Source organism: Alkalithermobacter thermoalcaliphilus JW-YL-7 = DSM 7308 (assembly GCA_001584565.1).
Classification (GTDB): domain Bacteria; phylum Bacillota; class Clostridia; order Peptostreptococcales; family Peptostreptococcaceae; genus Alkalithermobacter; species Alkalithermobacter thermoalcaliphilus.
This window is the reverse complement of sequence record LSFY01000001.1, coordinates 1,817,616-1,839,965: the sequence shown is the minus strand read 5'-3', so window position 1 is coordinate 1,839,965 and position 22,350 is coordinate 1,817,616. Positions and strand designations below refer to the sequence as shown.

The 22,350-nt window shown below is 31.0% G+C and carries 19 protein-coding genes, 1 tRNA gene, 1 rRNA gene, 1 other RNA gene and 1 other annotated feature; of the genes, 2 read left to right on the top strand and 20 right to left on the bottom strand.

Annotated features, from left to right (window positions below; translation table 11 throughout):
- Positions 1 to 90: 90 nt before the first annotated feature.
- Positions 91 to 1,705, bottom strand: a 16S ribosomal RNA gene (locus tag JWYL7_RS09445).
- A gap of 331 nt (positions 1,706 to 2,036) precedes the next feature.
- Between JWYL7_RS09445 and nhaC the strand changes: the two genes are divergently transcribed.
- Positions 2,037 to 3,443, top strand: a complete 1,407-nt coding sequence (gene nhaC / locus JWYL7_RS09440; RefSeq protein WP_066072232.1) for a Na+/H+ antiporter NhaC — start codon at positions 2,037 to 2,039, stop codon at positions 3,441 to 3,443.
- A gap of 14 nt (positions 3,444 to 3,457) precedes the next feature.
- Here the strand turns inward: nhaC and JWYL7_RS09435 are convergent, their stop codons facing one another.
- From JWYL7_RS09435 to JWYL7_RS09425, 3 genes are all read right to left on the bottom strand, one after another.
- The gene (locus JWYL7_RS09435) at positions 3,458 to 4,741 is read right to left on the bottom strand and encodes an MFS transporter (RefSeq protein WP_066072229.1); all 1,284 of its coding nucleotides are present in this window, start codon (positions 4,739 to 4,741) and stop codon (positions 3,458 to 3,460) included.
- A gap of 106 nt (positions 4,742 to 4,847) precedes the next feature.
- Positions 4,848 to 5,078: a glutaredoxin family protein gene (locus JWYL7_RS09430; RefSeq protein ID WP_066072226.1), complete on the bottom strand. Its 231-nt coding sequence runs from the start codon at positions 5,076 to 5,078 to the stop codon at positions 4,848 to 4,850.
- A gap of 68 nt (positions 5,079 to 5,146) precedes the next feature.
- On the bottom strand, positions 5,147 to 6,250 hold the full coding sequence (locus JWYL7_RS09425) for an AI-2E family transporter (protein WP_066072223.1): 1,104 nt from the start codon (positions 6,248 to 6,250) through the stop codon (positions 5,147 to 5,149).
- A gap of 118 nt (positions 6,251 to 6,368) precedes the next feature.
- Between JWYL7_RS09425 and JWYL7_RS09420 the strand changes: the two genes are divergently transcribed.
- Positions 6,369 to 7,484: an MGDG synthase family glycosyltransferase gene (locus tag JWYL7_RS09420; protein WP_066072220.1), complete on the top strand. Its 1,116-nt coding sequence runs from the start codon at positions 6,369 to 6,371 to the stop codon at positions 7,482 to 7,484.
- Positions 7,485 to 7,505: 21 nt separating this feature from the next.
- Here JWYL7_RS09420 and JWYL7_RS09415 read toward each other — a convergent pair whose 3' ends face one another.
- The 16 genes from JWYL7_RS09415 to JWYL7_RS09340 all read right to left on the bottom strand — a co-directional run bounded on the left by JWYL7_RS09415 (position 7,506) and on the right by JWYL7_RS09340 (position 22,236).
- A complete protein-coding gene (locus JWYL7_RS09415) occupies positions 7,506 to 7,733 on the bottom strand; it encodes a hypothetical protein (RefSeq protein ID WP_066072218.1) in 228 nt (75 codons plus the stop codon).
- A gap of 166 nt (positions 7,734 to 7,899) precedes the next feature.
- Positions 7,900 to 8,499 (bottom strand): recombination mediator RecR, encoded by a 600-nt coding sequence (recR, locus tag JWYL7_RS09410; protein ID WP_066072496.1) that lies wholly within the window; start codon positions 8,497 to 8,499, stop codon positions 7,900 to 7,902.
- Positions 8,500 to 8,510: 11 nt separating this feature from the next.
- Positions 8,511 to 8,849, bottom strand: coding sequence for a YbaB/EbfC family nucleoid-associated protein (locus JWYL7_RS09405; RefSeq protein ID WP_066072215.1), 339 nt, complete (start codon positions 8,847 to 8,849; stop codon positions 8,511 to 8,513).
- Positions 8,850 to 8,899: 50 nt separating this feature from the next.
- Positions 8,900 to 10,471: a DNA polymerase III subunit gamma/tau gene (gene dnaX, locus JWYL7_RS09400; protein ID WP_066072213.1), complete on the bottom strand. Its 1,572-nt coding sequence runs from the start codon at positions 10,469 to 10,471 to the stop codon at positions 8,900 to 8,902.
- Between the two features lie 99 nt (positions 10,472 to 10,570).
- Positions 10,571 to 10,835: signal recognition particle sRNA large type (gene ffs / locus JWYL7_RS09395), an RNA gene on the bottom strand.
- Between the two features lie 23 nt (positions 10,836 to 10,858).
- Positions 10,859 to 10,952 (bottom strand) — tRNA-Ser (locus JWYL7_RS09390).
- Positions 10,953 to 10,956: 4 nt separating this feature from the next.
- Positions 10,957 to 11,409: a tRNA adenosine(34) deaminase TadA gene (gene tadA, locus JWYL7_RS09385; protein ID WP_066072210.1), complete on the bottom strand. Its 453-nt coding sequence runs from the start codon at positions 11,407 to 11,409 to the stop codon at positions 10,957 to 10,959.
- 134 nt (positions 11,410 to 11,543) lie between these two features.
- Positions 11,544 to 12,821, bottom strand: a complete 1,278-nt coding sequence (serS, locus tag JWYL7_RS09380) for a serine--tRNA ligase (RefSeq protein ID WP_066072207.1) — start codon at positions 12,819 to 12,821, stop codon at positions 11,544 to 11,546.
- Between the two features lie 44 nt (positions 12,822 to 12,865).
- Positions 12,866 to 13,077, bottom strand: a binding site (T-box leader).
- A gap of 62 nt (positions 13,078 to 13,139) precedes the next feature.
- The gene (gene rbr / locus JWYL7_RS09375; RefSeq protein WP_066072205.1) at positions 13,140 to 13,739 is read right to left on the bottom strand and encodes a rubrerythrin; all 600 of its coding nucleotides are present in this window, start codon (positions 13,737 to 13,739) and stop codon (positions 13,140 to 13,142) included.
- Positions 13,740 to 13,810: 71 nt separating this feature from the next.
- Positions 13,811 to 14,629, bottom strand: coding sequence for a mechanosensitive ion channel family protein (locus tag JWYL7_RS09370; protein WP_066072202.1), 819 nt, complete (start codon positions 14,627 to 14,629; stop codon positions 13,811 to 13,813).
- A gap of 14 nt (positions 14,630 to 14,643) precedes the next feature.
- Complete coding sequence (locus tag JWYL7_RS09365; protein WP_072280222.1) at positions 14,644 to 17,346, bottom strand: UPF0182 family membrane protein; 2,703 nt, start codon at positions 17,344 to 17,346, stop codon at positions 14,644 to 14,646.
- Positions 17,347 to 17,427: 81 nt separating this feature from the next.
- The gene (locus JWYL7_RS09360; protein ID WP_416386126.1) at positions 17,428 to 18,393 is read right to left on the bottom strand and encodes a PTS sugar transporter subunit IIC; all 966 of its coding nucleotides are present in this window, start codon (positions 18,391 to 18,393) and stop codon (positions 17,428 to 17,430) included.
- 48 nt (positions 18,394 to 18,441) lie between these two features.
- A complete protein-coding gene (gene nadC / locus JWYL7_RS09355) occupies positions 18,442 to 19,275 on the bottom strand; it encodes a carboxylating nicotinate-nucleotide diphosphorylase (protein WP_066072192.1) in 834 nt (277 codons plus the stop codon).
- Positions 19,265 to 20,728, bottom strand: a complete 1,464-nt coding sequence (gene nadB / locus JWYL7_RS09350) for an L-aspartate oxidase (RefSeq protein ID WP_066072189.1) — start codon at positions 20,726 to 20,728, stop codon at positions 19,265 to 19,267. The genes nadC and nadB overlap by 11 nt, the downstream gene beginning before the upstream one ends.
- 4 nt (positions 20,729 to 20,732) lie before the next feature.
- Positions 20,733 to 21,650 (bottom strand): quinolinate synthase NadA, encoded by a 918-nt coding sequence (gene nadA, locus JWYL7_RS09345; protein ID WP_066072186.1) that lies wholly within the window; start codon positions 21,648 to 21,650, stop codon positions 20,733 to 20,735.
- Between the two features lie 70 nt (positions 21,651 to 21,720).
- Positions 21,721 to 22,236 carry a transcription repressor NadR gene (locus tag JWYL7_RS09340; RefSeq protein WP_066072183.1) on the bottom strand — a complete coding sequence of 172 codons (516 nt, stop codon included), beginning with the start codon at positions 22,234 to 22,236 and terminating at the stop codon, positions 21,721 to 21,723.
- Between the last annotated feature and the right edge of the window lie 114 nt (positions 22,237 to 22,350).

The following is a 22,350-nucleotide window of genomic DNA, read 5'->3' as shown; positions in this document are numbered from 1 at the left end:
CGAAATCAAAGATTTCCGTTGCTCAAAGTGCTAGTGCAGTTTAACTAAGTGTTAAACTCTCAAAATCAAACAGCAGGTAAAACTCCTTAGAAAGGAGGTGATCCAGCCGCACCTTCCGATACGGCTACCTTGTTACGACTTCACCCCAGTCATCGATTTCACCTTCGGCAGCCCCCTCCTTGCGGTTAGGTAGCTGACTTCGGGTGCCCCCGACTCCCATGGTGTGACGGGCGGTGTGTACAAGACCCGGGAACGTATTCACCGCGGCATTCTGATCCGCGATTACTAGCAACTCCAGCTTCATGCAGGCGAGTTTCAGCCTGCAATCCGAACTGAGACCAGCTTTAAGGGATTAGCTCAGTCTCACGACCTTGCAGCCCTCTGTACTGGCCATTGTAGCACGTGTGTAGCCCTAGGCATAAGGGGCATGATGATTTGACGTCATCCCCACCTTCCTCCGAGTTATCCTCGGCAGTCCCTTTAGAGTGCCCAACTTAATGCTGGCAACTAAAAGTAAGGGTTGCGCTCGTTGCGGGACTTAACCCAACATCTCACGACACGAGCTGACGACAACCATGCACCACCTGTCACCTCAGTCCCCGAAGGGAAGGCTCCGATTAAGGAGCTGCCTAAGGGATGTCAAGCCTAGGTAAGGTTCTTCGCGTTGCTTCGAATTAAACCACATGCTCCGCTGCTTGTGCGGGTCCCCGTCAATTCCTTTGAGTTTCACTCTTGCGAGCGTACTCCCCAGGCGGAGTGCTTAATGCGTTAACTACGGCACCGAGAGGGGTAACTCCCGACACCTAGCACTCATCGTTTACGGCGTGGACTACCAGGGTATCTAATCCTGTTTGCTCCCCACGCTTTCGTGCCTCAGCGTCAGTTGCAGTCCAGAGAGCCGCCTTCGCAACTGGTGTTCCTCCCAATATCTACGCATTTCACCGCTACACTGGGAATTCCACTCTCCTCTCCTGCACTCAAGCCCAACAGTTTCAAAGGCTTACTACGGTTGAGCCGTAGCCTTTCACCTCTGACTTGAAGGGCCGCCTACGCACCCTTTACGCCCAGTAATTCCGGATAACGCTAGCCCCCTACGTATTACCGCGGCTGCTGGCACGTAGTTAGCCGGGGCTTCCTCCTTGAGTACCGTCAGAATTCTTCCTCAAGGACAGAACTTTACGACCCGAAGGCCTTCATCGTTCACGCGGCGTTGCTGCATCAGGCTTTCGCCCATTGTGCAATATTCCCCACTGCTGCCTCCCGTAGGAGTCTGGACCGTGTCTCAGTTCCAGTGTGGCCGATCACCCTCTCAGGTCGGCTACCCATCGTCGCCTTGGTAGGCCGTTACCCCACCAACTAGCTAATGGGACGCGGGCCCATCCTGTACCGCAAAAACTTTGATCAAAAGAAGATGCCTTCCTTTGATATTATCTTGTATTAGCACACCTTTCGGTGTGTTATCCAAGTGTACAGGGCAGGTTACCCACGCGTTACTCACCCGTCCGCCGCTGAGATAGTGTTTAACACTCAATACTTATTGTGTGTTATTAACAATTTGCGTAAAGCTCGCTATCGCGCGCTTGACGCGGCTATTAGATTAGCACTTTAAATAAATACTCAGTGTTAAACACTATCTCCGCTCGACTTGCATGTGTTAGGCACGCCGCCAGCGTTCATCCTGAGCCAGGATCAAACTCTCAAATATAACTTTTATATTTAGTAACTGGCTTAATTACCTGCTGTTTAATTTTCAAAGTTCATCTACCTGTCTTAACGACAAGTAATAATATATCATCTTTTCTTATACTAGTCAATACTTTTTTGCTCAAAATTTTTCTATATAATTCAACTTCTTAATATAACTGCCTTACACTATTTTCATTCCACTATTTATTAAAAAAGTTTATTTATAAAGACATAATAATAATTTTTATATCATATTATTATACCATACTAGATACTATTGTTGAAACAATTTTATATAGCACATAATTAATAAATATATGTGCTAAAAATTATTTAAAGGAGTGGTATGTATGTCGAGTAAACCCAAGCGTAAAGCTACATTGACAGAAGCTATTATACCTATATTAGCCCTTATAATATTTTTATCTGTTGCTGTATTTAAGTATGATGCATCTCCACATATCCCTATTATCGGGGGAATTATAATCGCTGGCCTTATGGCTACCTTAAGACTTGGATATTCATGGAACGAACTTGAAGAAGGTATATTTAAAACTATTAATATGGCTATGCAATCTATATTAATATTGATGGTTGTAGGTACAATAATAGGAACATGGATACTAAGTGGAGTTGTTCCTACTATGATATTTTATGGACTTCAAATATTATCTCCTGGTATATTCCTTGTTGCTACTACATTAATATGTTCTATTGTTTCCCTTTCTACAGGCTCATCATGGACTACTGCTGGTACTGTTGGTATTGCTCTTTTAGGTGTAGGGCAGGGTCTTGGAATTCCTTTACCTATAGTTGCTGGTGCTATAATCTCAGGAGCTTATTTTGGTGATAAAATGTCTCCTTTATCAGATACAACCAACCTTGCTCCAGCTATGTCAGGTGCTTCATTATTTGAACACATAAGACATATGATTTATTCTACAGGTCCTTCTTTATTAATATCACTAATTTTATACGGTATAGTAGGAGCTAAATATGCAGGTAAATCTTTAGATAGTAATTCTATAAATGAAATATTAACTGCACTTTCTTCTAATTTCTATATAAGTCCTATAATGCTTATACCACCTATATTAGTAATAATTATAGTTATATTAAAAGTTCCAGCACTACCTGGACTTATAGTTGGTACTGTAGCTGGTGGATTGTTTGCATTTTTATTCCAAGGTTCATCTTTAGGGGAAATTATAGATGCCGCTCACTATGGATTTGTTGCTGATACAGGAATTCAAACTGTTGATGATCTTTTAAGTCAAGGTGGACTTGACAATATGATGTGGACAGTTTCTTTAATCTTATGTGCTTTAACTCTAGGTGGAATATTAGAAAAAACAGGAATGTTAGAAGTAATTGCCGAAAGTATACTAAAATTAGCAAGAGGAACTGGATCACTAGTTTTAGTAACTGTATTCTCTTGTATATTTGTAAACTTAGTTACTGGAGAGCAATACTTAGCTATAGTTATACCTGGAAGAATGTACAAAGATGCTTATGCTAAAAAAGGTCTTCACCCTAAGAATCTATCTAGAGCACTTGAAGACTCCGGAACTTTAACATCTCCTCTTATTCCTTGGAATACATGTGGAGCTTACATGTACGCAACACTAGGTATAAGTCCTTTTGCTTACTTGCCATTTGCTTTCTTAAACTTAATAAATCCTTTAATATCTATATTCTATGGATTTACAGGTATAACAATGGAAAAACTTCCAGAGAAAATAGAAGAAACAGTTTAGAGCCCTTAAGGGCTCTATATATTTTTGCAATTTGTCTCTTTTATAAATAAAGATGCTATCAAAGATATAATAACAGATATAAAAGCATATATAAAAGCTCTTTGGTATAATAATTGAATATCCATAACTGAAGAATATTTATCTAATATATTTCCAATAACAGGTGGCAAAATTGCTGCTCCTAAAAATCCACCTGTATTTACAACAGATGTAGATATACCAGCTATTTTTGGATCATTAATTTCTTTAACACAAGACCAAGTTAATGTGAAAGCTGATGTGCTAAGACCTATTAAGAGCATCAACGGATATAAGGCTATTTCATGAATTTTACCGTTATTAATAAAAACTAACAATCCCCAGCTTATAACATTTATAGTTACTGCCACAATCATTGGTAGCTTTCTTTTTCCTACCTTATCAGATATTTTGCCTATAAATATACTTCCTACTGCTAATCCTAATACTGCTAATGTAATATAATTTGCTGCCTTTACTGACTCCATATTATAAACATTTATCAAATATGATTGCCCCCATGCTCCTGTAAGTGATACAAATGGTCCAAACATCCCTGCAAATACAATAAATCCTGGCCAAGTATATTTGTTTTTTAGTACTTTTTTGAGCGACTGTGGTATATTTATCTTTTCGTTATCTATTTTTCTTCCTTCTATTTGAGCAATTGACGGTAAGTTCATATCCTGTGGAGTATTTCTTATAACTAGATGACAAACTATAGCTAAACCTATTGAAACTATACCTATTAGTATAAATGAATTTCTCCAACCTATTGCTGCAGAAAGTAAAACTAAAGGAGATTGAGCTATAATTCCTCCAAGATTTCCAACAAAAGATGTTATCCCTGTCATTGTTGCAAATTCTTTAGTATAAAACCATTCTGTTTGAATCTTTAACATAGGAATAAATATAACAGATACTCCTATTCCAACTAATAATCTTCCAATGAAAGCTATTTGTATATTTGGAGCAAACCCAAATAATATAGATCCTACCCCAGCTAATAATGTTCCTATAGTAACAGTTTTTCTTGCTCCTATTGAGTCTGCTAATATTCCTGATGGAACTTGCATTATCATATAAGCATAAAAATACATAGAAGCTAAATTTCCTATTGTAGTAGATGATATATTAAATGCTTGTTGCAAATCATCTTTTACAACTCCTACTGCTAATCTGTGAAAAAATACTATTATGTATGCAATTGCAAGTACTCCCCATACAAACCACCTATACGTTAGCAGCTTTTTCATGTCTTGATCATATTTTTTTTTCATCGTTTATCTCCTTCCATTTTTGATATCCGGAAATATTATTCTACAAAAAAAGTCATTTCCCTCTTTAGAAAAATTTCCAAAATAAAAACTACACCTAAGTGTAGTTTTAAAGAGGGAGCAACTCTTCTATTCGAGTTTTATCAAATCCTAATATCTCTTCTCCATCTATTACTATAATTGGTACTGACATATAACCCATTTTCATAAGTTTTTTTCTAGCCGTACTATCTTCTGAAACGTTGTGTTCAACATATTCTATTTTTCTCTCGTCGAAATAATCTTTTGCTGCATGGCAGTATCCGCAAGTGTTGCTTGTATAAATTTCTATTTTAGCCATTTTGAATCCTCCTAACAAAATTGTATCTTTTACATATATTTTTCCCAAATTCTATTTTTTAAACAGATTTATTTTATATGTATTTTTTTGTTAGAGAGTTTCTTGGCTACATATCTTTCTAGTATCATTTTAATAACCGCTATTATAGGTACTCCCAGAAACATTCCTAATACGCCGAATGTTCCTCCACCTATAACTATAGCCAATATTACCCAAAAAGGACTAAGTCCAACTTTATCTCCTAATATTTTAGGGCCTAATACCCATCCATCAAACTGCTGAAGTATAAGTATAAATATAGCAACCCATAAAGCTTTTATAGGACTATAAAACAGAGTAATTACTACTGCTGGAATCATACCTATTATAGGCCCAAAATAAGGAATCATATTAGTTATTCCAATGATTAAACTTATCAAAATAGGATAGTCTATCTTTAGTATTAAAAGACCTAAAAAACATAATATTGCTATAATGAGAGAATCTATAAATTTTCCTATTATAAACTGTGAAAATATATCATCTACTTCTGTTCCAAATTTTATAATAGAGTTTGCTACGTCTTGAGAAAATACTGCATATAAAACTTTTTTTATGCTAATTATAAATTGCTCTTTGTCTTTAAGAAGATATATAGATATTATCAAACCAAGTATTAGATTAAAAAATACAGAAGTAAATCCTATTATACTTACAACTAATGTATTTAGTGTTTTATCTAAAAATGCAGTAACTTGAATTAATATCTGATTTATATTTTGTTCTACATAACCTGTAACGCCATATCTTTCTAATATTTTTGAGTTGATTACGTTTGTTTTTACCCACTCCTGTGTTATATTTATATAACTTGGCATATCATTTAATATCTGTGCTATACTTTTGACTATTCTTGGAGAAACTATTGTGGCTGTTATTATTATTAATCCTAAAACTACAAGATATACTATTCCTATACTAAGTCCTCTTTTAATTTTAAAGTTTCTTTCTAGGTAAGACATCATAGGATTTAAAAGATAAGCTATAGAAAAAGCCCATATAAAAGGACCTAATATTGATATAAAAGTTTTTATATTAACTGTTATAGTATCTAAACTATTCACCATTCTAAACAAAATAAATGATATGAGTAAAATTATGAAAAAATGTATAGAGTTTTTTATCTTAAACATATACTTCCTCCTTAAATAATCTGTTAATTATAGTATAACATAGTTTTAGATAGATATATACTTACTTTTATAGTACAATTTATTTATCCTTAAAGTTCCTATATTAAAGGAGGTCCATATGAAAAAAGTTTTAATTCTTTCTGCTTCAACAGGAGGAGGGCATAATAGAGCAGCTAAAGCTCTTCAAGATGCACTTAGCTCTAGAAATATCCAAAGTGAAATTATAGATAGTTTAAAATTTGTAAGTCCTACAGTAGATAAGATAATATCTAAAGGATACGAAAAATCAGCTATATATACACCTAAAGCTTATGGAAAAGTGTATAAAATATCTGATTGGACAATATCTAAAAGGGAGCTAAATAAAAATATATTTCTTAGATACATGATGATAAAACTAAACAGATTAATATCCGATAAAAAACCAGACGCCATAATAGGAACTCATCCTTTTCCTTTAATGGCTGTATCTAAACTTAAGAAAAAACACAAATTTAATATTCCCATTATGTCTATATTAACAGATTACACTATTCACTCTACATGGATTCAAGATGAAATTGACTTTTATATAGTTGGTGATGAATTTGTAAAACAACTTTTGATCGAAGAAGGTATACATAAAGATAAAATTTATCCATTTGGTATACCTATTGAAAAGTCTTTTCTAGAGATTAAAGATATTGATTCGGTTAAAAAAGAATTTAATATTGATGATAAATTTACTGTATTACTTATGGGAGGCAGTTTTGGAGCTGGAAATGTAAAAGATGCATTTTTAGACCTTTTAAATATAAACTACGATATACAAATAATTGTTGTAACAGGTAGAAATGATTCTCTAAAAGAAAAAATCAAAAAAATTATAGATTTAGGAATAGATAAAAAAGTAGTACTTCTTTCTTTTACTGATAAAATAAGTCATCTTATGTCTTTATCTGATGTTTTAATTTCTAAACCTGGAGGCCTTACTACTACTGAGGCTATATTAAAAGAAATTCCTATGGTAATTCCATATTATATCCCAGGCCAAGAAGAGGAAAATATAGATTTTCTTTTAAATAATGGATTGGCTCTTAAAACTACTCCAAAATACAACTTAAAAGTTTTGATCCAAATTCTCATTGAAAATCCTGATAGGCTACAAAATATAAAAAATAATATGCGTCTTATAAAGAAATTACACTCTGCAGAAAATATAGCAGACCTTATTGCAAATGAACTAAACAAATAAAAGCCGGATGTTATTCCGGCTTTAGTATTCTGGATCATAAAAATCTTCTTCATAGTCATATTCAAAGTTTTTATAGTTATTATTAAAGTTTTTTTGCTTTTTTAATTTAGATTTATTCTTTTTGCTTCTTACAAACTCTATCTCATCATCATAGTCATAATCAAATTGTTTTTTACTCTTTGAAAGAATTTTTTTGTTTCTCTTTTCCTTCATAGCTCTATGTTCTTCACAGTCGATAATAGTTTTCATTGTTACACCCCTACCCTAATTTTTACAATAATTTAACTCAATCTTTGGTGAAGATACGAATAATATCTATAAAACCACTCTCCTTAAGTGTGAAAAATCATTTCTAAAAAATTATACAACACAAGATAAATTACTTCAAGAAAAAAAACTGAAGCTTTCGCCTCAGTTATAGTTCTCTTCTTCCTTCTAAAGCTTTTGATATAGTTACCTCATCTGCATATTCTAAATCTCCACCGACTGGAAGACCATGTGCTATTCTTGTAACTTTTATACCTAGCGGTTTTATAAGTCTTGCTAGATACATAGCTGTAGCTTCACCTTCTATAGTCGGATTTGTTGCAAGTATTACTTCTTTAACTTGAGGATTATTCAATCTTACTAATAATTCCTTAACCTTTATCATATCAGGACCTACTCCATCCATAGGAGATATAACTCCATGTAAAACATGGTATTTGCCTCTAAACTCTTTTGTTCTTTCCATTGCAGATACATCTCTTGGGTCCTCAACAACACATATAACCTCTTCACTTCTGCCTTGATTTGAGCATATATCGCATTTTTCTTTATCTGTTATATTACAACAACTTGCACAGTATTTAATCTGTTTTTTTGCCTCAATTATAGCTTTTGACAGACTATCTACATCTTCTAAATTCATGTTTATGACATGAAAAGCTAGTCTTTGAGCTGTTTTTCTTCCTATACCAGGTAGCTTTGAAAATTCTTCTATAAGCCTTGATATAGGTCCTGAATAATACTCCATAAATTCACTCATTAGAATAACCCCGGAATATTCATTCCACCTGTTAATTTGCTCATTTGAGAATTCATCATCTCATCTGCTGATCTTAAAGCTTCATTTACAGCAGATAAAACTAGATCTTGTAACATTTCTATATCATCTGGATCTACTACTTCAGGTTTTATTTCTACGCTTACTATTTCTTTTTTTCCATTTGCTCTAACAGTTACAGCTCCTCCTCCAACTGAAGCTTCTACTTCTTTTTGTGCAAGTTCATTTTGCATTTTTTCCATTTCTCTTTGCATCTTTTGAACTTGTTTTAACATGTTATTCATATTACCAGGCACTCCTGGAAAACCTCTTTTTGCCATATATATATACCTCCTTAGAAAAATTTATTAACATTATACCATATTATATATTACTCTTTTACCTGGATTAAATCTTTATCAAAAATTTTCTCTAGTATTTTTATACCTTCATCTTCTGTATTTTCATTATTTATTATTCTTTCTGATTCTAGAAAAAATGAAACTTTGAGATTTTGATTTAGTATGTTATTTATAACTTTCTGTACATATTGTCTTTTTTCTTCCTTGCTTAAGGTTTCTTTAAGGAAATTATGAGCATCTTTAAAAATTATAACAAAAGTGTTATCTTCTACAATAAATTTATCTGCTTCCTTAAGCATTGCAGCCACAGGTACTTGTCTATCTTTTTTCATATAATCTAATATTTCTGGAAGTATTTTTTCTTTTATATTCGTATCACTTTTAACTATCTTATTATTTTCTATTTTCTTTACCTTATTAGTATTAGATTCTTCTTTTGATGTGTCTATTTTAACTCCTGATAAAATTATTTTTTCTAAATTTTCTAATCTACTAACTATTGACTCTTTCGCTTCATCAAGTGATGCCTGACACGCTTTAATCAATGCTACCTCTAACAATACTCTTTGGTTTGATGAATATTTTATATTATTTTCACAATTTGAAAGTATATTAATTATTCTTATTATCTCATTTAAACTTATATCCTCACTTTGATTTTTTAGATCATTTATATACTCTTCAGTAAAAATTAGTATATCACCTACATCTTTAGAAACTTTACATATCATAAGATTTCTAAAATGATCTATTAAATCATTTAAAAATTGCTTTATATCTTTTCCCCAAACAATTAGATCATTTATTGTATTAAGAATCAGTTTTGTATCTTTATTTATTATATGATCTGTTATCTTTAGTAAAAAACTAGAATCTACTATACCTAAAAGCTCTACTATATCATCATAAGTTATATCATTTTTACTATATGATATAACTTGATCTAGCATACTTAGCGCATCTCTTAAAGCTCCCTCTGAGCTTTTTGCTATTAAATTTAGCCCTTTATCATCTACACTTATACCTAAATCACTGCAGATCATCTTCATTCTATAAACTATATCCGTAACTGTTACTCTTTTAAAATCAAATCTTTGACATCTTGATAATATTGTAGCAGGTATTTTGTGTGGTTCTGTTGTAGCTAATATAAATATTATATGTTTTGGAGGTTCCTCTAGTGTTTTTAGTAAAGCATTAAACGCCCCTTGGGATAACATATGCACTTCATCTATTATATAAACTTTATATTTACCTACAGATGGAGGATATTTAACATTTTCCCTTAGTTCCCTTATATCGTCTACACCGTTATTAGATGCTGCGTCTATCTCTATTACATCCATTATTTCTTCTGATAAAATACTTTTACACACATTACACTCATTACAAGGTTTTTCATCTTCACCTAAACAATTTACCGCTCTTGCAAACACTTTAGCTGTAGAAGTTTTACCAGTACCCCTACTCCCACAAAACAAATAAGCATGTCCTATATTGTTACTTTTTATTTGATTTTTAAGAGTTTTAATTATATGATCTTGTCCTAATATATCTTCAAATTTGATAGGCCTATATACTCTATATAAAGCTTTATGCATAATATCACCTCAAAATATATAATACCTAAATATTATATAATATAAAGTCAAAAATCCCCACCAGAAAATTCTGATGAGGATAGTTTGTTATATTAAATGCTGTGCACCATCATTCGAACTATAGCCATAAGCGCTACCTAGGCAGTTAGCTCAATTTAGGCACCCCTGCGGCACATAAAAGTTATCACTTACCGTTGCTTCCTTCCGGACCTGGCGGGGTTTGTGAGCTTTTATTGCGCAGGACCCAAATATCATCGCCACTTACCTAGGGCTGCCCTACAGCTTATAGCCCTCCAGATGGACTTAAACCCTGCTATAGCGGATTGCAGGTTACAAGGCACCGCTACCTCCCCGTCTAGCACAGCAAACTTTATAAACTTTTCCCAATGGCGGAGAGAGCGGGATTCGAACCCGCGAGACAAGTTATCCCTGTCTACACGCTTTCCAGGCGAGCGCCTTCAACCAACTCGGCCATCTCTCCACTTTTATTTGCGTCTTAAAGTTTTAAAAAAGTTTTTCATTATATCTGAACATTCATTTTCTAATATTCCAAACGTTACATCTACATTATGATTGAATAAATTATGTTTCATTAAATCTATTCTTGAACCACAAGCTCCACCTTTCTCATCTTTAGATCCAACTACAAGCCTATCTATTCTACTTTGTAAAATAGCTCCTGCACACATAGGGCATGGCTCTATAGTAACATATAATGTGCATCCTGTTAATCTCCAGTCATTTATAACGTCCGTAGCTTTTCTTATTGCTATTATCTCTGCATGAGATGTTGGATCTTTCAATGTTTCTCTTAGATTATGAGCTTTGGCTATAACTTTATCATCTTTTACGATTACGGCTCCTACTGGAACCTCACCTTTAATATAAGCTTTATATGCTTCTTTTAAAGCTTCCTGCATAAAAAGAAGGTCGTTCATTTTTCCTCCTCTAAATGTGTTACATTTAATATAATATATTAAAATAATATGTTTGTCAATCTATCCTAAACTTATATTATATCCATATATGTAATAATATTCAAACCCCCTGCATAGCAGGGGATTTAAAATATTTATTTTTGTATTTTTTCAACTCCACCCATATAAGGTCTTAAAACTTCTGGTATAATTACAGATCCGTCTTCTTGTTGGAAGTTTTCTAATATAGCCGCAACTGTTCTACCAACAGCAACTCCTGATCCATTTAGTGTATGAACATATTCGGCTTTTGCCTTTTTATCTCTCTTAAATCTTATCCCTGCTCTTCTTGCTTGGAAATCTTCAAAGTTTGAACAAGAAGATATTTCAACATATCTATTATAGCTTGGCATCCAAACTTCTATATCATACTTAAATGCAGCTGTAAATCCTAAATCTCCTGAACAAATCTTAACAACTCTGTAAGGAAGATTAAGTTTTTGCAGTACTTTTTCTGCATTATTAGTTAATTTCTCTAAAGTATCATATGAATCCTCAGGTTTAACAAAATGAACTAACTCAACTTTGTTAAACTGGTGTTGTCTTATAAGCCCTCTTGTATCTCTTCCTGCAGATCCTGCTTCAGCTCTAAAACATGGAGTATATGCACAGTATTGTATAGGAAGCTTATCTCCATCTATTATCTCATTCATATGAATATTTGTAACAGGAACTTCAGCTGTTGGAACTAAGAAATAATCAACACCTGAAAGCTTAAACATATCTTCCTCAAACTTAGGAAGCTGTCCTGTTCCTATAAAACTGTTTCTATTAGCTATAAATGGTGGTAATACTTCTGTATACCCACTCTCATAAATATGAGTATCTAAAAAGAAATTTATAACTGCTCTTTCAAGTCTTGCTCCTAATCCTTTGTACAAAGTAAATCTTGATCCTGTAATTTTGGAAGCAGTTTCAAAATCTAATATTCCAAGATCAACCCCTATATCCCAGTGAGCTTTAGGTTCGAAATTAAAGTTTGTAACGCATCCCCATCTTCTTACCTCTACATTATCTTCGTCTGAATTTCCTTGAGGAACGTCTGGATTTGGAACATTAGGTATTCTAAGTAAATGATATTCTATTTCACTTTCAACTTTTTTAACTTCTTCATCAAGTTTTTTGATAGTTTCAGAAAGATTTTTCATTCTCTCCATTATTTCAGTTGTATCTTTTCCTTCTTTTTTTAAAATAGGTATTTGTTTTGATGTTACATTTTGCTCATTTTTCATTTTTTCTACTTCTTGAAGTATTTCTCTTCTTTTGTCATCTAAGCTTATTACCTTATCTAAATCAAAATCTTTCTCTCCACGTTTTTGCATTAGTGTCTTTATGTTTTCTAAATCATTTCTTATTCTTTTTATATCTAGCATACAAAACCTCCTTTTGTAATACAAAAAATAAAAGCCTTCGTCCCAAAAGGGACGAAAGCTTATGCTTCCGCGTTGCCACCCTGATTGACCAAAAGGCCCTCTCTCAGTCTGTAACGTAGACTAAACGATCAAGGATACTATAATTTCACCTTGACAGCTCAAGAACGGATTCGAAATACATTGTTATGGATTTGCACCTACCATCCACTCTCTGAAAACAATAGATATTTCTACTACTTTCTTTCACCGCTTTTATTTATTATTGTATCCATTTATTGCATATTATACTACTTTTATATATATATTTCAATCATATTATTAATAATTTTCGCAATGCATTTCAAAGTAGTCTTGTTCTACTTTACATGTTGGACATAGTTTAGGTGCTGATTCTCCTTCATGAATATATCCACATACTCTACATTTCCATTCAACTTTTGTATCTTTCTTAAATACTTTTCCTTCATCTACATTCTTAGCTAATTTTAAGAATCTTTCTTCGTGTTTTGCTTCAACTTTAGCTATCATTCTAAATGAAACTGCTACATCTTTAAACCCTTCTTTTTCTGCTATATCAGCAAACTCAGGATATAATTTATCCCACTCCTCATTTTCTCCCATAGCTGCAGCCTTTAAGTTTTCTAGTGTAGATGATATTGCAACAGGATATGTAGCTTTTATATCTACTGGATAAGGAAATTCTTCTCCTTCTAATCCATTTTTTATGTGGTTAAAGAATATTTCTGCATGTACTTTTTCATTGTCAGCAGTTTCTATAAATAACTCTGCTATCTGATCATATCCTTCTTCTAAAGCTCTCTCTGCATAGAAAGTATATCTGTTTCTAGCTTGTGATTCTCCAGCAAATGCTTTCATTAAATTTTCTAGTGTTTGTGTTCCTTTTAAACTTTTCACCATACATTCCTCCCTTTAGTATAATTTGTGTACTTTATACTTACCCCTTAACTTATAATTTTAAACTACATTTTTTATATTTTTTCATCATTTCTTAAATGTATAACCCTTTGAGGGTAAGGTATTACTATATCATTTTTATCAAATTCATATTTTACTTTCTCCATTACATCAAAATATACTGGCCAGTAGTTTTCAGTTATAACCCATGGTCTTGCAACTATTTTTATACAACTATCAGCAAATTCTAAAACTCCTATTATAGGCATTGGATCTTTAAGAATTCTTTCATCTTTATCAAATATTTCCCTTATAACATTCTTAACTTTAACTATATCACTATCATAAGATACCCCAAACTCAAAATCTATTCTTCTTTTATCTTGAAGAGTATAATTTATTATTTTGTCTGATGTTAGCTTTGAGTTAGGTATTATTATAGTTTTGTTATCAAATGTTCTTAATATAGTGTTAAATATTTGTATTTCTTCAACTGCTCCTAAAATATCCGAAGTTTGTATTACATCTTTTACTCTAAATGGCTTAAATACTAGTATCAAAACACCAGATGCAAAATTTGAAAGTGAGCCCTGAAGAGCTAAACCTACCGCAAATCCAGCAGCACCAAGTACAGTTACAAACGATGTAGTTGGCATTCCTAACTTATTTAAAACAGTTACACCTACAAATACTATCCCTAATATATAAACAAGTTGAGAAATAAATCCAACTAATGATAAATCTATGCCTGCCTTTTCTAAAAACTTTCTTGTTATTTTTCTAAGTTTTCTAGATAGATATATACCAACTACTAATACAGCTATAGATGTTAATATATCCATTCCATAAACAACGATATACTTATTTATTTCCTGTATTATATCTATTTGCAAAATTTAACCTCCTTTTATCTATTTTCTGATTCTAATTTTCTTAACACTTCCCCTAACTCTTGTATATACTTACCATAATCTGAGAAATTACCTTCTTTCATTGCCTGTTGTGCTTTATTATAAATTTCATTAGCTTTAGTAATTAAATTATCTTGGTCGTAAACAAATTCTTTATCCTTTTGTTTTTCTCCATTTTTAAAAAGGCTATCTAATGCTTCTTGTAAAGAATTTTCTATAACTATTTTATCTTTATATAACATTATTATTTTTTTAACTTCAGGTATACTTTCTTTTGAATCTGATTTTATATATAAAGGTTCAACATATAAAAGTGAATCTTGTATAGGTACGGTTATCATATGACCTCTTATTACTTTAGATCCTCCACTATCCCATTGTGTTAGATTTCTAGATATTTCTGGGTCTTGGTTTATTCTTGATTCTATTTGGTAAGGTCCTAATACATTTTTATCTTTAGGGAACTTATACAGAATAATTTGGCCATATTTTTCTAAATCATTCCTTGCAACTAAAAGAGCTGTCATATTTTGTTTTCCTCTTGGGGTATATGGAACAGTTAGTAAAAATTCAGCTCTATCCTCATTAGGTAGCTTGAATACGATATAATTAGACTCTACCTCAATAGGATCATTTTTTCCTTGATATATCTCTGTTGCTATTTCCCATTGATCTTCTTTGTTATAAAATACACCAACATCTTTCATATGATATGTAGCATAAACTTTTGCCTGTATATCGAATATATGTTGAGGATATCTTAGGTGCCTTTTTATTCCTTGTGGCATTTTATCTATTGATTTAAACAAGTCTTTGAATATTTTCGAGTAAGTTTTTATTATAGGGTCGTTATCATCAACTATATAGAAATCTACATCTCCATTATAAGCATCTATAACTACTTTTACTGAGTTTCTTATATAGTTAATATTACTATCTTCATAAACTTGTGAATATGGATATCTTTCAGTAGTAGTATATCCATCAACTATCCAATACAGTTTTCCATCTACTAATACTATATATGGATCTTCATCATATTCTATAAAAGGAGCTATAGCTTTTATTCTATCATTTATATTTCTGTTTATAATTATTCTACTATCTGAATTTATTGCTGTAGAAACTAATAACTTTAGACTTTTAGTATCTATTGAGTAGAGTATTCTGTTTAAAAGATTTAATTTTATTCCTGCTGTTCCTTCATATCTTGTAAAAGCATTTGTTTCTCCCTTTGGATAGCTAAACTCATCTTCTTTAGTATTTATAACTATATAATCATTTGTAAGTTCTCCGAAATATATTTCAGGCCTTTTAACTGCTAGCTGCTTAAACTCACTCACTGGTGGAATATTTCTTATTATAGTTTTAGGTTGCCCACTACTTGTTATATCATTTACAGGAGACATTACAATTCCATACCCGTGAGTGTATTTTAAATGTTTATTTATCCAAGTTTGAGCTTGTGAAGGAAGTTTTGATTTATCTATTTCTCTTGCTGACAAAAATACTTGTGTCAATTTTCCATCTATTATATATCTATCTATATCTATATCATTAAATCTATAATAGCTTCTTATTCCCTGAAGTTGATTATATGTTTGAAGAGTAGGTCTATAATCATTTATAGGAATATTACTTATAGTTTCTTTGTTATTTTGTATATCTTCAAAGCTTAAGTTATCTAAGGCTAAAAATTCTTCCTGCTTTATATTACCTAATCCATAAGCCTTTTTTGTATAATCCATGTTATATTTTATATACTTAGATTCCTTAGCTATTTCATTTGGAGATACAATAAGATTTTGAACTATATTTTCTGCTATAAGTGATGCTACTCCTACAAACACTATTAATATAGGTCCTATAGCTATTAGCTTTATATTTCTTTTTTTCCTTCCTAATATTATGAGCACTGCTGTAAATAAACTTATAATAGATTTTATTTTATATGCAAAAAGTGTAACATTTACATCTGTAAAACTAGCTCCCGTTACTATTCCTCTTTTAGAATATAGTATATCAAAAGATGATAAATAATTTTGTATCGCCAAAACTACAAAAAATAAACAGATTATATATACTATACTATCAAATGCACTGTTATATATTTTCTTTATATCAAAATGTATCCATTCACTCCTACTAAATCTTAATATTTCTTTATTAGAAGTTAGAATTATGTAATATATTAATGTAAAAACCATTAAAAGTATCAAAGAAAATGAAATTATATTAACAATATCTTTTATTACAGGAAGTTTAAATACATAAAACGATATATCTTTATTGAATATAGGATCTGTTAAACCAAACAAAGTAAAATTTTTGAATTTCAATATATCCATCCACATGCTTGAAGATACTGATACACTAAACAATAAAGATATTAACGATGAGATAGTTAAAATTTTAAGCCTTGATTTTTTCTCTTCTTCCTTTGAATATAATATATTTATACTTTTGTAATATTTTTTCTTTATACTAGTAAAATAAAAGTACATGATAAAGTTAAACAATCCAAATATAAAAATTCCTATAAAAAATCTATAAAACACTCTTTTAATATAAATATCTTTATACCCAACATCTATAAACCACATATAGTTAGATAAAAATTGAACTATTGTAGAAAAAAAGATTGAAAATATAAATATTCCTATCAAAACTAAAGTTATTCTTTTATCTACTGTTTTCAATATAACCCCTCCCTTAAATTATATTTTACACTAAAAACAAAACGTGCACTAATACTTTATTGTATTAGTGCACATTTTATGTTAACTTCTAAGTTTCATATCTCCATATTTTATTAATCCCTTTTTCCTCATATATTCAGATATCACTAAAGTTATTATAGCTGGAAGTATAAAATGTATAAGGATAATTAAAGGTAAGACTTCTTTTCCCATAACAGATATTGTAGCTATTTGACCTACAAGTCCACTTGTACCCATTCCAGCTCCTATACTATTACTTTTCATTTTAAATACTACAGTTGCTACCGGGCCTAATATAGCACTTGTTACAATAGGAGGTATCCATATTAAAGGATTTTTTATTATATTTGGAACTTGAAGCATAGATGTGCCTAGACCTTGAGCTATTAAACCTCCTAATTTGTTTTCTCTATATGAACTTACTGCAAATCCTATCATTTGACTACAACATCCTACTAATGCTGCTCCTGCTGCTATACCTTCAAGACCTAGCGCTATAGATAGTGCTGCAGAACTTATAGGTAATGTTAAAATCATACCCATAACTACTGAAAGAATTATTCCCATAGGTATAGGTTGTAACTCTGTCGCTTTGTTAATAAATGAACCTAAATTATTCATAAAAGCTGCAACTATTGGAGCTATAAAAATTCCTGTAAAACCACCAACTACTATTGTAGTTGCTGGAACCAAAACTATATCCACTTTCGTTTTTCCATTTATTCTTCTTCCAATCTCAGCTCCTATTAAAGCAGCTACAAATGCTCCTGCTGGCTCTCCTATTTTTATAAGAGTTTGTCCATCAACTGATACTATAGTTCCCGCGCCTATTGCTCCTGTTACTAAAGATGCGAATACTACAAGTGGAGGAGCTGAAAGAGAATATGCAACTCCTGCTCCTATCGCAGGACCCATGAGCATTTGAGCTGTTCTCCCAAACGTAGATAAAGCCTCCATACCAGATATATCTCCTATTTGCTTAAGTATAAGCCCTATTATAAGAGATGAAAATAATCCTAGTGCCATCCCATTTAAAGTTTTGGTAAGATATTCTCTCAAATTTATTCCTCCTATTTACTCTATTTTCATAGATATATCCAAAGATTTTACTGAATGTGTTAACTCTCCAATAGATATTACATCAATACCTGTTTTAGCTACATTTAATACCGTATCTTCAGTTATATTTCCTGATACTTCTAGTACACACCTTCTTTTATTTAATTTTACACATTCTTTTATGTCTTCAATATTCATATTGTCTAGCATTATTATATCTACATCTGTGCTTATAGCTTCCTTAAATTCATCTATATTTTTAACTTCTATTTCTACCTTTATAGTATGTCCAATTTTACTTTTTATCTTATCAACAGCCATTGTTATGGATCCTACAGCTTTTATATGATTATCTTTTATCATGACTGATTCTGACAAATTATATCTATGATTATACCCTCCTCCAACCTTAACAGCATATTTTTCAAGAGCTCTAAGATTTGGTGTTGTTTTTCTTGTATCTACAATCCTTACTTTATAATCTTTAACTAAATTAACTATTTTATTAGTCTTTGTAGCTATTCCAGAAAGTCTTTGTAAAATATTAAGAGCTAACCTTTCTCCTTTTAATAAACTCCTAGTGCTTCCGTAAAGCTTTGCTATTATATCTCCCTTCTTTATATGATCTGAATCGTTGTGTAACACGTGAAACTCTACCTTTTCATCAATGATCTCAAAAACTCTTTTGGCGATTTGAATACCACACAGTACTCCTTCTTCTTTTGCCAAAATATAGGCATATGATTTACATTCTTCATCTATCAAATTATCTGTTGTAATATCTACGTAGTGTATATCTTCTATTAGGGCCTTTTTTATAATTTCATCTACTATAAAATTATTTAACATTTCTTATGCTCTCCTGTAATATTAGTTTTGATACAATACACATGTTTCTTATTTCATAAAAATGTATATCTTTTACATAATTCAATTCTTTTAAATCATTTAAAATATTATCTATTACACCTATTCCATGTATAGCACTATTGACATCTAGTTGTATAAAATATGCTCTTTGCATTATATCTTGTATTTGCTTCTTGTAATTAAAGTTTATTTTATTTATACCTATACAGTATTTATCTTCTTTGAATATATCTTCTTTAAATATATTATTAAGACATTTTCTTTTTCTTAAGCTTATATGTCTTGCTGCAAGTCTTGAAAACACTAAACACTCTAGTAATGAATTGCTTGCTAATCTATTATTTCCGTGAACCCCTGTATAGCTACACTCTCCTACAGCATACAATCTGTTTATAGTGGTTTGTCCATTTTTATTTACATATATTCCTCCCATTAAGTAATGCTGAACAGGTGTTACAGGAATTTTTTCATTAGTTATATCTATTCCTATATCAAGACATTTTTTATATATATTCGGAAATCTCTCTTTTATAAAGTCCTTGTCTTTGTGTGATATATCAAGATATACACATTTATAATTTTTCCTTTTCATTTCTTTTAGTATGCTTAATGATACAATATCTCTAGGTGCAAGTTCCTTTCTATCATCATATAATTCCATAAATCTATATCCATTTTGGTCTACCAGATGAGCCCCTTCTCCTCTTACAGCTTCAGAAATTAAAAACCTTTCCTCATTTTCTTCACATAAAGCAGTTGGGTGAAACTGTATTAGATTTAAATTAGATATTTTAGCTCCTAGTAAATAAGCTATTGCAATTCCATCTCCAGTTGCTATTGATGAATTTGTTGTATATTTATATATCTTTCCTAAACCACCTGTTGCTAATACTAAATATCTACATCTAAATTTTAAAACTTTATTATCTTCATATATAGCACTTACAATAAAGCTATCATTTATTTTGCATGCATCATAAACAAATGCATTTTCAATTATATCTATATTTTCAGCTTCAGTTGCTACTTGTATTAGTTTAGATAAAACTTCCTTTCCTGTTGCATCTTTGTGATGAATAATTCTTTTTCTAGAGTGACCACCCTCTAAAGTTTTTAATAAATTTCCTTGTTTATCTTTATCAAATTCTACTCCTATACTTATTAGTTTTTCTATATCTTTTTTAGCTTCTTTAATCATCAGTTTTAAATTATCTATGTTATTTTTATAATTACCAGCAATTAATGTATCTTTTATATGATCTTGTTCTTCATCTTCTTCTAATGCTGCTGCTATTCCACCTTGAGCTAAGTTAGAATTATTATTTTCTAGTGATGACTTTGATAAAACAAGTACACTTAAGTTGCTATCAAGATTTATACTTGTATATAGGCCTGATACACCTGATCCTACAATAATTACATCATATTGCATTTTTCTACCTTGCAAGTTCTATCATTCTTTCTAAACTATTCTTTGCTTTAACTCTTATATCTTCCTGTACTTTAACCTCATATCCACTGTTTCCTACTACTGCATTATAAACATCTTCTAGAGTAGTTTTTTTCATATTTATACATATAAGATTATTTGATAAAAGTCTAAACTTTTTACCTGGATTTAGCCTTCTAAGTACATGGAGTGTACCGGTTTCAGTTCCTATTGTAATTTCTTTTGCATCTAACTTTGAAGCATATTCTATTATTTCAGAGGTTGATCCTACAAAATCTGAAACCTCTATTACTTCTTGTCTACACTCTGGATGAACTAAAACAGGAGCATTTGGATATTTATTTTTCATATTTATTACTTCTTGTTTTGTTACTTTATCATGAATAGGACAATATCCATTCCACGAAATTATATTTTTACTTTTGACCATTTTTGAAATATAATTTCCTAAATTTATATCAGGCACAAATAATATATTATTTTCTTCTAATGATTCTATAACTTTTACAGCATTTGATGATGTAACACATATATCTGCTACAGCTTTTACATCAGCACTAGTATTTATATATGCAACAACAGCAAAATCATTGTTTTCTTTCTTAAAGTTTTCTATATCTTTGGCTTTTATCATGTTTGCCATAGGACATGTTGCTTCTTTTACTGGAAGTATAACTTTTTTATCAGGCGAAAGAATTTTTATAGTTTCTGCCATAAAATCTACTCCGCACATGATTATAGTTTGGGCATCTATTTCTCTTGCTAATTTAGTCAAATAAAAAGAGTCTCCTATATAGTCTGCTACTTGTTGGACTTCATAGTTTTGATAATTATGTGCAAATATTTTTATATTATTTTCTTTTTTTATTTTTTCTATTTCTTTTATTACTATATCATTATTCATCTTTCATCTTCTCCTTATAAATGTATTTTCACCTGTCTTGTCACCTGTATATAAAAAATATATCACTTTATTATTCTTTTATCAAGTATCCCTTTTCTTTTAATTTATTAACTATTGATATATAACTTTCATTATCTTTCACCTCTATATTGTGAAAATGTATTCCATTTGTAAGTTTTGATATAGGTTGAGATTTTGTATTTTTTACTTTTTCTATAAACTCATCTAAATCTCTTCTTGACGATATATTTAGTATACCTTTTATTTCTCCATATATAGGGTGCTCTACAATTACATCTATTACTTTTCCACCATTGTCTACAATTATCTCTAGTTCATCTTTCATTTCATCTATTGTAAAATGATTAGATGCTATTGTTTTAATGATTGAATTATTAGTCTTAGGAATTATATAACCTTGAGGAGTTGCTATTATATTTACTCCTTGAGCTCTTAATATAGCTATATCTTGTACTATAACTTGTCTACTTACATTTAGTAATTTAGATAAGTAACTTCCCTTTAGTGGGTTATTACTTTCATATATTAATTTCTCTATGTTTTTTCTTCTATTTACAGTATCCATACAATCACCTCCACTATTAGATTATATACTAAACTAAGTAATTATAGTAAAAAGTCATAAAAAAATCTCCTGTCATTCACAGGAGATTTTCTTGAAATAAAAAAATAGGTTCTA

What these genes read in the sequence shown, in the direction of transcription:
- JWYL7_RS09430 (WP_066072226.1), bottom strand. Translation starts at nt 5,078, where the DNA reads ATGGCTAAAATAGAAATTTATACAAGCAACACTTGCGGATACTGCCAT.
- nhaC (WP_066072232.1), top strand. Translation starts at nt 2,037, where the DNA reads ATGTCGAGTAAACCCAAGCGTAAAGCTACATTGACAGAAGCTATTATA.
- nadA (WP_066072186.1), bottom strand. Translation starts at nt 21,650, where the DNA reads ATGAATAATGATATAGTAATAAAAGAAATAGAAAAAATAAAAAAAGAA.
- JWYL7_RS09425 (WP_066072223.1), bottom strand. Translation starts at nt 6,250, where the DNA reads ATGTTTAAGATAAAAAACTCTATACATTTTTTCATAATTTTACTCATA.
- dnaX (WP_066072213.1), bottom strand. Translation starts at nt 10,471, where the DNA reads ATGCATAAAGCTTTATATAGAGTATATAGGCCTATCAAATTTGAAGAT.
- rbr (WP_066072205.1), bottom strand. Translation starts at nt 13,739, where the DNA reads ATGGTGAAAAGTTTAAAAGGAACACAAACACTAGAAAATTTAATGAAA.
- JWYL7_RS09360 (WP_416386126.1), bottom strand. Translation starts at nt 18,393, where the DNA reads ATGGCACTAGGATTATTTTCATCTCTTATAATAGGGCTTATACTTAAG.
- JWYL7_RS09415 (WP_066072218.1), bottom strand. Translation starts at nt 7,733, where the DNA reads ATGAAAACTATTATCGACTGTGAAGAACATAGAGCTATGAAGGAAAAG.
- JWYL7_RS09420 (WP_066072220.1), top strand. Translation starts at nt 6,369, where the DNA reads ATGAAAAAAGTTTTAATTCTTTCTGCTTCAACAGGAGGAGGGCATAAT.
- tadA (WP_066072210.1), bottom strand. Translation starts at nt 11,409, where the DNA reads ATGAACGACCTTCTTTTTATGCAGGAAGCTTTAAAAGAAGCATATAAA.
- JWYL7_RS09340 (WP_066072183.1), bottom strand. Translation starts at nt 22,236, where the DNA reads ATGGATACTGTAAATAGAAGAAAAAACATAGAGAAATTAATATATGAA.
- JWYL7_RS09435 (WP_066072229.1), bottom strand. Translation starts at nt 4,741, where the DNA reads ATGAAAAAAAAATATGATCAAGACATGAAAAAGCTGCTAACGTATAGG.
- recR (WP_066072496.1), bottom strand. Translation starts at nt 8,499, where the DNA reads ATGGAGTATTATTCAGGACCTATATCAAGGCTTATAGAAGAATTTTCA.
- nadB (WP_066072189.1), bottom strand. Translation starts at nt 20,728, where the DNA reads ATGCAATATGATGTAATTATTGTAGGATCAGGTGTATCAGGCCTATAT.
- serS (WP_066072207.1), bottom strand. Translation starts at nt 12,821, where the DNA reads ATGCTAGATATAAAAAGAATAAGAAATGATTTAGAAAACATAAAGACA.
- JWYL7_RS09405 (WP_066072215.1), bottom strand. Translation starts at nt 8,849, where the DNA reads ATGGCAAAAAGAGGTTTTCCAGGAGTGCCTGGTAATATGAATAACATG.
- nadC (WP_066072192.1), bottom strand. Translation starts at nt 19,275, where the DNA reads ATGTTAAATAATTTTATAGTAGATGAAATTATAAAAAAGGCCCTAATA.